Source organism: Lactobacillus sp. UMNPBX17, from assembly GCF_002553735.1.
In the GTDB taxonomy this organism is placed as follows: domain Bacteria; phylum Bacillota; class Bacilli; order Lactobacillales; family Lactobacillaceae; genus Lactobacillus; species Lactobacillus gallinarum.
This window is the reverse complement of sequence record NZ_PCYT01000063.1, coordinates 1-8,173: the sequence shown is the minus strand read 5'-3', so window position 1 is coordinate 8,173 and position 8,173 is coordinate 1. Positions and strand designations below refer to the sequence as shown.

Genomic DNA, 8,173 nt, shown 5'->3' with positions numbered 1-8,173 from the left:
AATGGACTTTTTTTAATATTTGAACGAAGTGTTCAATTTGATTTTACAATCCGCCAATTTATTATTTTATCAAAATGTGTTAAATCAATACATTTGTAGCCATCATTTAAAAAGCTCCATTTTTAAACATAGTATAATATCTATAAATCATGAAAGTCGTTACATTCAAGAATTTTTATCTCTATAATTCAATATTGGTTGAAAGGCAATCTAACTCAAAAATGAATATTATTTTTTCGGATCTTGATGGCACATTATTAAATAGTCAGCATAAAGTATCTATTCCCACAATTGCAGCTATTCAAAACAGACTCACTAAAGGTGACATATTTATTCCAGTGTCTGCCAGAATGCCTCTAGCAATCACTAAAGTTACAGATCCAATCAGTTCAGAATTGCCATTAATATCTTATAACGGTGCATTAATCATTAATAAAGATAAAACTGTAGCATATTCTTGTTCTTTAGATAATGCTACAGTCAAAAGAATTATTAAAATTGTAAAATCTAACTATCCGCAATTAGTGATAAATGTTTATTGCAACTATGACCTATGGTTGACCGAAAATATTCATAATTACTGGACAGAAAAAGAAATGAAAGCTGTTAATTGCATACCCAAAATAGTGGATCTTTCCAATTTTTCTTTTAACTCACCTATATATAAGCTTTTAATTCAAGGTCCTAAAGAAGTTAAACTTGAACTAAAGAAACGTTTAGAAAGCAGTATCAATAATATTAATATTGTCAATTACGGAGAGATTACTAACTCTTCTAGCAATAAGGGGTATGCAGTAAAACAAATAATAGAAAAGTATAAGGCTACTTCTATTCAAAGTTGGGCTTTTGGTGATAGTGAGAATGATATTACTATGCTTAACTCTGTTGAAAATCCGTATGTAATGGGAAATACATCCCCATCTATAAAAAAGCTATTCCATAATCACACCTTAACAAATGATAATAATGGGATAGCTTTCGTATTAAATCAAATTAACGATTAACTTTCTTAATTAGCATAAACACAGTTGCCATTACAGAGCATATCAATAAAATAATTCCCGAGAAGCAAATTAACGTACCAGCATCATTGGTACCAATAAGATTACCAATCAAATCATTTAAATATGGATTCATAAAGCATCCAATGTTCACACCAATTATTAATACTGTATTTATCAAGGGCTGAGTTTGGTAGTCTCCTATTCCAGCAATTGAATTATATAAATATGAACTTACCCATGAAGCAAAGAAGCCACATAATAATACAATTAAACCAACCAAATATAGTGAATTAACAATATTTACTAAACAAAATAGTATTCCTAAACTTAATAAAGAAATTGAAACTATATAATCACCTAGCCATTTGAAGGCGCGTGAGAATAAGATCCCACTTACAAATCCTATCATTGTGTTTAAAGCTAGTATTTTTGCTGCTTGACTACTATACCCTATTCCCCTGCTTACTATAAATGAAGAGCATTTATATGTAATGGTTAGTTCTGTAATAAAGTAAATACACGCAAAAACTGCAATTATAAATATTTTGGCATTTTTCAATGAACTAAAATATCTTTGAGATCTGTTAGTTACACGATCGTCTGGTACGTATTTTGCAAATAGAATTAACGGAAAAATATTCAACAAATAAATTAAAAATACATAATGCCAACCACATGGAATTAAAATTCCAACTAAAAGAGTAAGAATTGTACTTCCTAACGCCTGAGTAGCACTTTGTAATCCAATCATCTTTGCACGTAATTGGCCTGTATAATATTCAGAAATTAAACTAAAACAAAGAGAGTTAAATACGCCTATACCAATTCCTAAACAAAATCGACTAATTAGTATTAATACATAATTACTGTTAATCAGTGGAAATGTTCCAAAGATCGTCATAATAATTAAGCCAGTAATTACCGTGTTTTTATAGCCATATCTTTTTATTAAAAGCCATGAAAGAAGTAATCCGAATATCAATCCAAAAGTAGGAATAGAAACTAAAACTTCAATATTTGTTAAAGAAACATTTCCGAGCCCTGTTTTAATATTAGGAATAGCTGCTGAGATTGAAAAACCCGATGCACAAAAAAGTGAAATTGATAAAATAGCCAATTTAAAGCTGAGTTTATTAACGTCTGCTTTCATAGTTATGCTTCCTTGTATCAAATACTCAATTTACGAACTAAGCAAGAACAATCAGACCCCGATTTCACTTCTAAGTTACATCCAGCAGAACCATACAAACGCTCGCTAAATGTAGCGATTCCATCATTAACAAATATTTCAACTGAACTAGTATCACAAAGTATCTGTAGCCTTAGCTTAGATTGAGTATTGATCTTTACAAATCTATTTGTACTGTCAGTTCTATTAAGAATGAGGAAATCATCTTTTAGTGTCAATTTAATTTGCTGTTGGCCATATGATATCTTCATCTCAAAATTATTTGTAATTTGTTTGTTAGCAAGATCTATTTCTAGTTGATGTGTATCAAATTGCTTCTGAATATGACGGCTTTCTTCCCTAGCTAAAATTTCATCATATAATTTGTTTATTTCTTTAATAGGCCTCTGAATCAATCTATCATTTTGAACCAGCAATTCTCGAGGAAACGTAAGCATACCTGCCCATCCCTCTTCTTGTTCTTTAAATTTTGATTCCCACATATCTAGCCAGCCGAATAAAATTCTTCTGCCATCTGGAGTCAAAAATGTTTGAGTTGCATAAAAATCATGTCCACTATCTAGTTCTTTAAAATCTTTTTCTCTGACCAGCTTTCGGGCATTCCAGTCCATCTGTCCTAGCAGATATCCTGTCTGATAGAGATTCTTAAACTCAGTTTCTTTGGCCTTTATTCCTTGAGGTGAAAAAAGTAAAACATCTTCACCATTTATTCTAAAAATATCAGGGCATTCCCACATATAGCCTTCATCATTTGTACTCTTAGACTGTGCCAATATTGAACAGAATTTCCAATTATACAAATCAGGAGAAGAATACAGTTTTACTTGTCCCATATTTTCTTTATTCTTAGTGCCAACTATTGTATAGTACTTTCCATCTCTTTCGAAAACTTTAGGATCACGAAAATCATGGATATCATTAGTATCATTTACGATAATTGGTTGTGGAAATTTAGAAAAATGGATTCCATCTTCTGAAATAGCCAATTTCTGATTTTCGGTAATCAAGCCATCTTTATTTTCATTGTGGCTAGTGTAAATCAGGAATAAATTATTATCTTTTACAATTGCACTTCCAGAAAAGCAGCCATCTTCAATATCAGGATATAAAGCAATGGGTTCAGTTTTCCAATGAATAAGATCTTTACTTACAACATGTCCCCAATGCATTGGTCCCCATTGACTATCCTTAGGATAATACTGATAAAAAACATGATATTGTCCTTTAAAATAAACTAATCCATTTGGGTCATTCATCCATCCCTTTATAGGAAAAATATGGTACTTAGGTTCAAACATAATAATCCTTTCTCATAAAAAATAGGAGTAGTTCTCGCTACTCCTATGTAAATTACATAATCTTCTGCAACTCATGGATATCGTAATCTACCACGCTTGTTCCATTATGACTGGTTAAGAAAATATTATAATCTTCAGAGGGGCAAAACAAACGTAAACTAAATACTTCTTTACCATCATTTAGGAATATCTCAGCGGAAGATATATCTTGCAAAATTCTTACTTTAACTTTTTTACTCAAATCTAATGAGCAAAATCTTGTGTTACCATATGCTTCTGCAAAAGAAACACCACAATGTGATCTATCAACAATGAACTCATTTTTCTTTTGATTGAAAATAAGACGTAAATGATTAGTATTCTTCTGATCTGCAAAAAGATCAAGAATTAAATAATCAGCTGAAGAACAATCAACATCAATTTTGATATCTCTGGCGTTAACGTTACCAACGTTTACCTTCTCGCAATGTTTAACCGTTACTTTTCCAGTATAGTTGGTTGAATAAATATTTTTTATTTCTCTAATAGGAGATTGGTAAATATGATTATTTTTAACAGTTATCTCTCGAGGAAAGATTAATGAACCGTTGTAATGAAATTTTGTTGTTGGATATTCAATATCAGAGATTCCCATCCATGCCATTAAGATACGTCTATCATCTGGTGATTGCATAGTTTGCATTGCATAAAAGTCAAAGCCTTTATCCAATTCTTGAAAATTCTGACAATCGAACTCACCTGTATCCAAATTAAGTTTTTTACCGATAAAGTAACCATTTTGATATATATTTCTGAAATGATTATCCTTCTCTTTTAAGCCTTGTGGACAAAATTCCAAAATACCATTATCACCAATTTCATAGTAATCTGGACATTCCCACATATAACCTAATGACTGATTGGCTGTTGGTTTTATCTCACCAACAATTTTCCAATTCTTAAGATCCTTGCTTTTTACTAGAAGAGCAGTACCAGTTAAATTCTCTCGTTGTATACCCAATACTGCATAGTAGGTATCATCCTTCTTAAAAATCTTAGGATCTCTAAAGTGACCTGTATAACCTGGCAACGGCCCTTTCATTAATGGCTTAGTCCATTTAACCACTTGATTATCTTTATCCATCATCGCACCAACTTGAAAAGGTACACGGTGCCAATCATCTTCACTTTGAGTATTAACCCAAGTATTACCTGTATACATCAGGAATAACTTATCTTCCACCGGAATAGCACTCCCTGAATACGTCCCGTATCTATCCAGAGGTGTATCACTTTCCATCCCGGCTCCTAAGTTTTCCCAATGTACCAAATCTTTGGAAATTAAATGTTTCCAACCATGTTGAGTATAGTGTGGTGATTGACTAAAAGCCAAAGGAGACCATTGATGAAATAAATGATACTTACCATTGAAATAAGAGAATCCATTCGGATCTCCTATTGCACCACTTTTGCCTTCAATATGATAGTACTGACGATATGGGCTTTGACTAGCTAGTTGGGCCTCTTTTTGTACGATTTTTTGAGGTACATCAGTAAGATGATCCACCATATTTATAAATTCAGCTCTTCTATTAGTCATAATATATGCCTTTCAATTAGTTTAATTGACCGTATTTACTTGCATCTTTTTCTCCAACTTCATCTTCATGTGAAGGTTTGATAAATTTAGACAAAATCAATGAGAAAATGCATCCGAACACTACACCGATAAGGTTAGCTAAGAAGTACATTAAGTAACCATTATGTTCAGGAGCAGCAATAGCTATACCTGTCAAACCAGTGGTACCAAATGAAATAGCATTTAATTTAACAAGGTAAACAAATGCACCGGCGATTGCACCACCAATACAGCCACCAACTAAAGGATACTTCTTTTCAAGGTTAATACCGAAAAGAGCTGGTTCAGAAATACCAAATAAAATTGAGAAGAATGCTGAAATAGAAATTTCTCTAGCTTTCTTATTCTTGTGGTTCAAAATGTAGTAGGCAACAACACCGCCACCTTGACCCATCAAGGCTACTGACATAAGTGGGTTTAAGAAGTCGTGGCCAGTTGAAGCTAACAATTGAGTTTCAACGGCACCAAACATGTTATGCAAACCAGTAATAACAATTAATTGTTGTACACCAGAGAATGCTGCATAACCAAATACACCTAAAGTATTAGCTACCCAAAGTAGAGCATCAGTAATACCTTTTGACAATGCTACACCAACTGGTCCAATAACTAGGAATAAGCCTAATGAGGCAAACAAGATAGTAAGCATAGGTGCTAATACGAACTGAATTACACCTGGCAAGTGCTTTTGGAAGTAGTTATCCAATTTGGCTACTACCCAACCCATGATCAAAGCAACAATGATTTGACCACCGAAGCTAGTCATTGAAACATGCCAGCCAAATACATTGGCAATCATTGGCTTAGCTGCACCAGTGGCAACATCTGACATTGATGGTAATGATGACGACATCATTACGGCACCGATTGCCAAACCTAAAACTGGCCTTCCTCCGTATCTTTTTGTTGCTGAATAACAAACAATTAAAGGCAACATTGCAAAGATACCACCGGCACCTATTCCGATAATTTTACTTACACCTGAAAGGCCCGGCACCATTTGAATAATAGATTGGGATCCAAAAACTTTTTGTGTTAACAGGTTATTAAGACCAATTAAAATACCACCGGCTAAGATACCTGGTAAAATTTCTGTAAATACACCTGTTAAATCATCTAGGAAGTTTTGGAACCATCCTTTTTTCTTCTTAGTATCATTTTCTCCGGCTTCTTTTACAGCTTCAGCATCACCAGAATCACCTGCTGCCGGAATTCCTGTATGCTTAATGAAATAGGCTGTTACTCGATCAACTAAACCTGGTCCAAAAATTATTTGTAACTGCTTATTTGTAGGATTAATATTCACGCCCTTTACTAAAGGCATATTCATCAAAGTTTCTTTATCAACTTTTGATGTATCTTTTAGATTAATACGTAATCTTGTTGCACAGTGAAACGCTTCTATGGCGTTATCTTTTCCGCCGATAGCTGGAATTATGGTATCGGTTATTTGCTTAAAAGTCTTTGTTTCATCAGCCATACTACGTTACCTCCTATATTTATTTCTTTCACATTTCAATTTTATTATGCATCATATAAATCGCTTTCACCATTTGCAATTGTTGCTTTGATATGTAATTATGTTGCTTAGAGGAGAGGAACAATTATGGCATACAGATGGGGATTTAATAATCTTTCATACAACGGACAGTTTTATGTATCATCCGGAGGCTTTGAAAAAGCAAAGCCGACTCACCGCTATGGTCCAATTGGACGTTCTGGATATATGATTCATTGCGTTACCAGTGGACATGGCATTTTTATAAGTGATGGTAAAACTTATCATGTTAAAAAGGGAGACATGTTTTTCATTCAGCCACACAAGACTATAGTAATGAAAGCAGATCAAGACGATCCGTGGAGTTATTATTGGATCAGATTTATTGGAAATCTAGCTTCTAAATATATGGATCGAATTAATTTAACTTATAAAAATCCTATTATGAACGTAAAAGATTTACCGGGTGTTTATGATCGAGTAATAGGCATTGTAGAATATTCAAAAAATAAAGGTCCTAAAGACTTTTACTATCAGGCCAAAGTATTAGAAATTTTAGATCTATTGGAAAAGAAGTATCCTAAAAATACTAACAATAGAAGTCAATTATCTAAAGATGATATTTGTAAAGTGGCTATTCAATATATTAGAAATCATTATGATGAACAAATTTCTGTTCATGATTTGGTATCATATTTAAATATCGATCGTACATATCTTTATCGTATATTCATGAGAAAACATAATATGAGTCCTCAAGAATACATCAATCAATATCGTTTGCAAAAAGCAAGTGAACTATTAAAATCCCCTGAGGGTACCATTGAATCAGTAGCATATTCATCAGGTTTCAAGACATATCAGAGCTTTTTCAAAATGTTTAAAAAGTATTATGCTATCTCTCCACTAGCATTTAGAGAAAAATACGTATTGAAGGATACTGTTTCAGAAATTAAAAAGAAAAATAATCTATAGCAAAAAAGCCCTACCAACCTCAATCAAGGAGATTGCTGGAGCCACCTACACTATCTACGACTTAAACATATAAATTATACCAATAAACATTATGCGATTCATGACAACATAAAAATTCTAGTCTCACATCAACAAGGCTAGAATTTTTCATTAACGCTCAATCTTGACTATCCTCTCTTGCTCTAACTTCCTATAAAAATAAGAAAAGCATCACACACATAAGTGCATGATGCTCAAAAACTGAATCAACTTAGCGCGAATCCTTGTTGACCAACGTCATTAGCGCTGATTCCTTACATATCATTATACATTATTTAATGGTCTTTAGCTTTAATAGGCATCGGAACATGTACAACTTCTACATGACTATCATCGCCATTAATGTATTCACGGTATATTTTCAAAGAGTATAAAATTGTAGATTTTGCCATAATTATTTACCTACTTTACTCTTATTTTCTTAAAGCCTTTAATAAAAAATTTTCGTAAATTGCAATAATAAATTGAACACTTAAGCTGCTTGATAGATATGATCCAATTCTCTTTCAAAAATTTCATCTGGTGTATGATATGCCAATATTTTTCTTGGTA

6 protein-coding genes are annotated in these 8,173 nt (G+C 32.7%); 2 read left to right on the top strand and 4 right to left on the bottom strand.

The features are described from left to right. Positions 1 to 221: 221 nt before the first annotated feature. Positions 222 to 1,004: an HAD family hydrolase gene (locus CP368_RS08480; protein WP_158227433.1), complete on the top strand. Its 783-nt coding sequence runs from the start codon at positions 222 to 224 to the stop codon at positions 1,002 to 1,004. Here CP368_RS08480 and CP368_RS08475 read toward each other — a convergent pair. The 4 genes from CP368_RS08475 to CP368_RS08460 are packed head-to-tail and all read right to left on the bottom strand — an operon-like array spanning position 994 to position 6,589. Then, positions 994 to 2,154, bottom strand: coding sequence for an MFS transporter (locus tag CP368_RS08475; protein WP_098045970.1), 1,161 nt, complete (start codon positions 2,152 to 2,154; stop codon positions 994 to 996). The genes CP368_RS08480 and CP368_RS08475 overlap by 11 nt on opposite strands. 17 nt (positions 2,155 to 2,171) lie before the next feature. Beyond that, the gene (locus CP368_RS08470) at positions 2,172 to 3,491 is read right to left on the bottom strand and encodes a glycoside hydrolase family 32 protein (RefSeq protein WP_098045969.1); all 1,320 of its coding nucleotides are present in this window, start codon (positions 3,489 to 3,491) and stop codon (positions 2,172 to 2,174) included. A gap of 52 nt (positions 3,492 to 3,543) precedes the next feature. Beyond that, positions 3,544 to 5,070 carry a sucrose-6-phosphate hydrolase gene (locus CP368_RS08465; RefSeq protein WP_098045968.1) on the bottom strand — a complete coding sequence of 509 codons (1,527 nt, stop codon included), beginning with the start codon at positions 5,068 to 5,070 and terminating at the stop codon, positions 3,544 to 3,546. Positions 5,071 to 5,086: 16 nt separating this feature from the next. Then, positions 5,087 to 6,589: a PTS transporter subunit EIIC gene (locus CP368_RS08460; RefSeq protein WP_098045967.1), complete on the bottom strand. Its 1,503-nt coding sequence runs from the start codon at positions 6,587 to 6,589 to the stop codon at positions 5,087 to 5,089. A gap of 126 nt (positions 6,590 to 6,715) precedes the next feature. On the opposite strand from CP368_RS08460, the gene CP368_RS08455 reads away from it, so the two are divergent. After that, positions 6,716 to 7,582 (top strand): AraC family transcriptional regulator, encoded by an 867-nt coding sequence (locus CP368_RS08455; protein ID WP_098045966.1) that lies wholly within the window; start codon positions 6,716 to 6,718, stop codon positions 7,580 to 7,582. Positions 7,583 to 8,173 lie beyond the last annotated feature (591 nt).

Bases quoted from the DNA above. Each gene is read 5' to 3' on its own strand.
- CP368_RS08460 (WP_098045967.1), bottom strand. From the start codon at position 6,589: ATGGCTGATGAAACAAAGACTTTTAAGCAAATAACCGATACCATAATT.
- CP368_RS08465 (WP_098045968.1), bottom strand. From the start codon at position 5,070: ATGACTAATAGAAGAGCTGAATTTATAAATATGGTGGATCATCTTACT.
- CP368_RS08475 (WP_098045970.1), bottom strand. From the start codon at position 2,154: ATGAAAGCAGACGTTAATAAACTCAGCTTTAAATTGGCTATTTTATCA.
- CP368_RS08480 (WP_158227433.1), top strand. From the start codon at position 222: ATGAATATTATTTTTTCGGATCTTGATGGCACATTATTAAATAGTCAG.
- CP368_RS08455 (WP_098045966.1), top strand. From the start codon at position 6,716: ATGGCATACAGATGGGGATTTAATAATCTTTCATACAACGGACAGTTT.
- CP368_RS08470 (WP_098045969.1), bottom strand. From the start codon at position 3,491: ATGTTTGAACCTAAGTACCATATTTTTCCTATAAAGGGATGGATGAAT.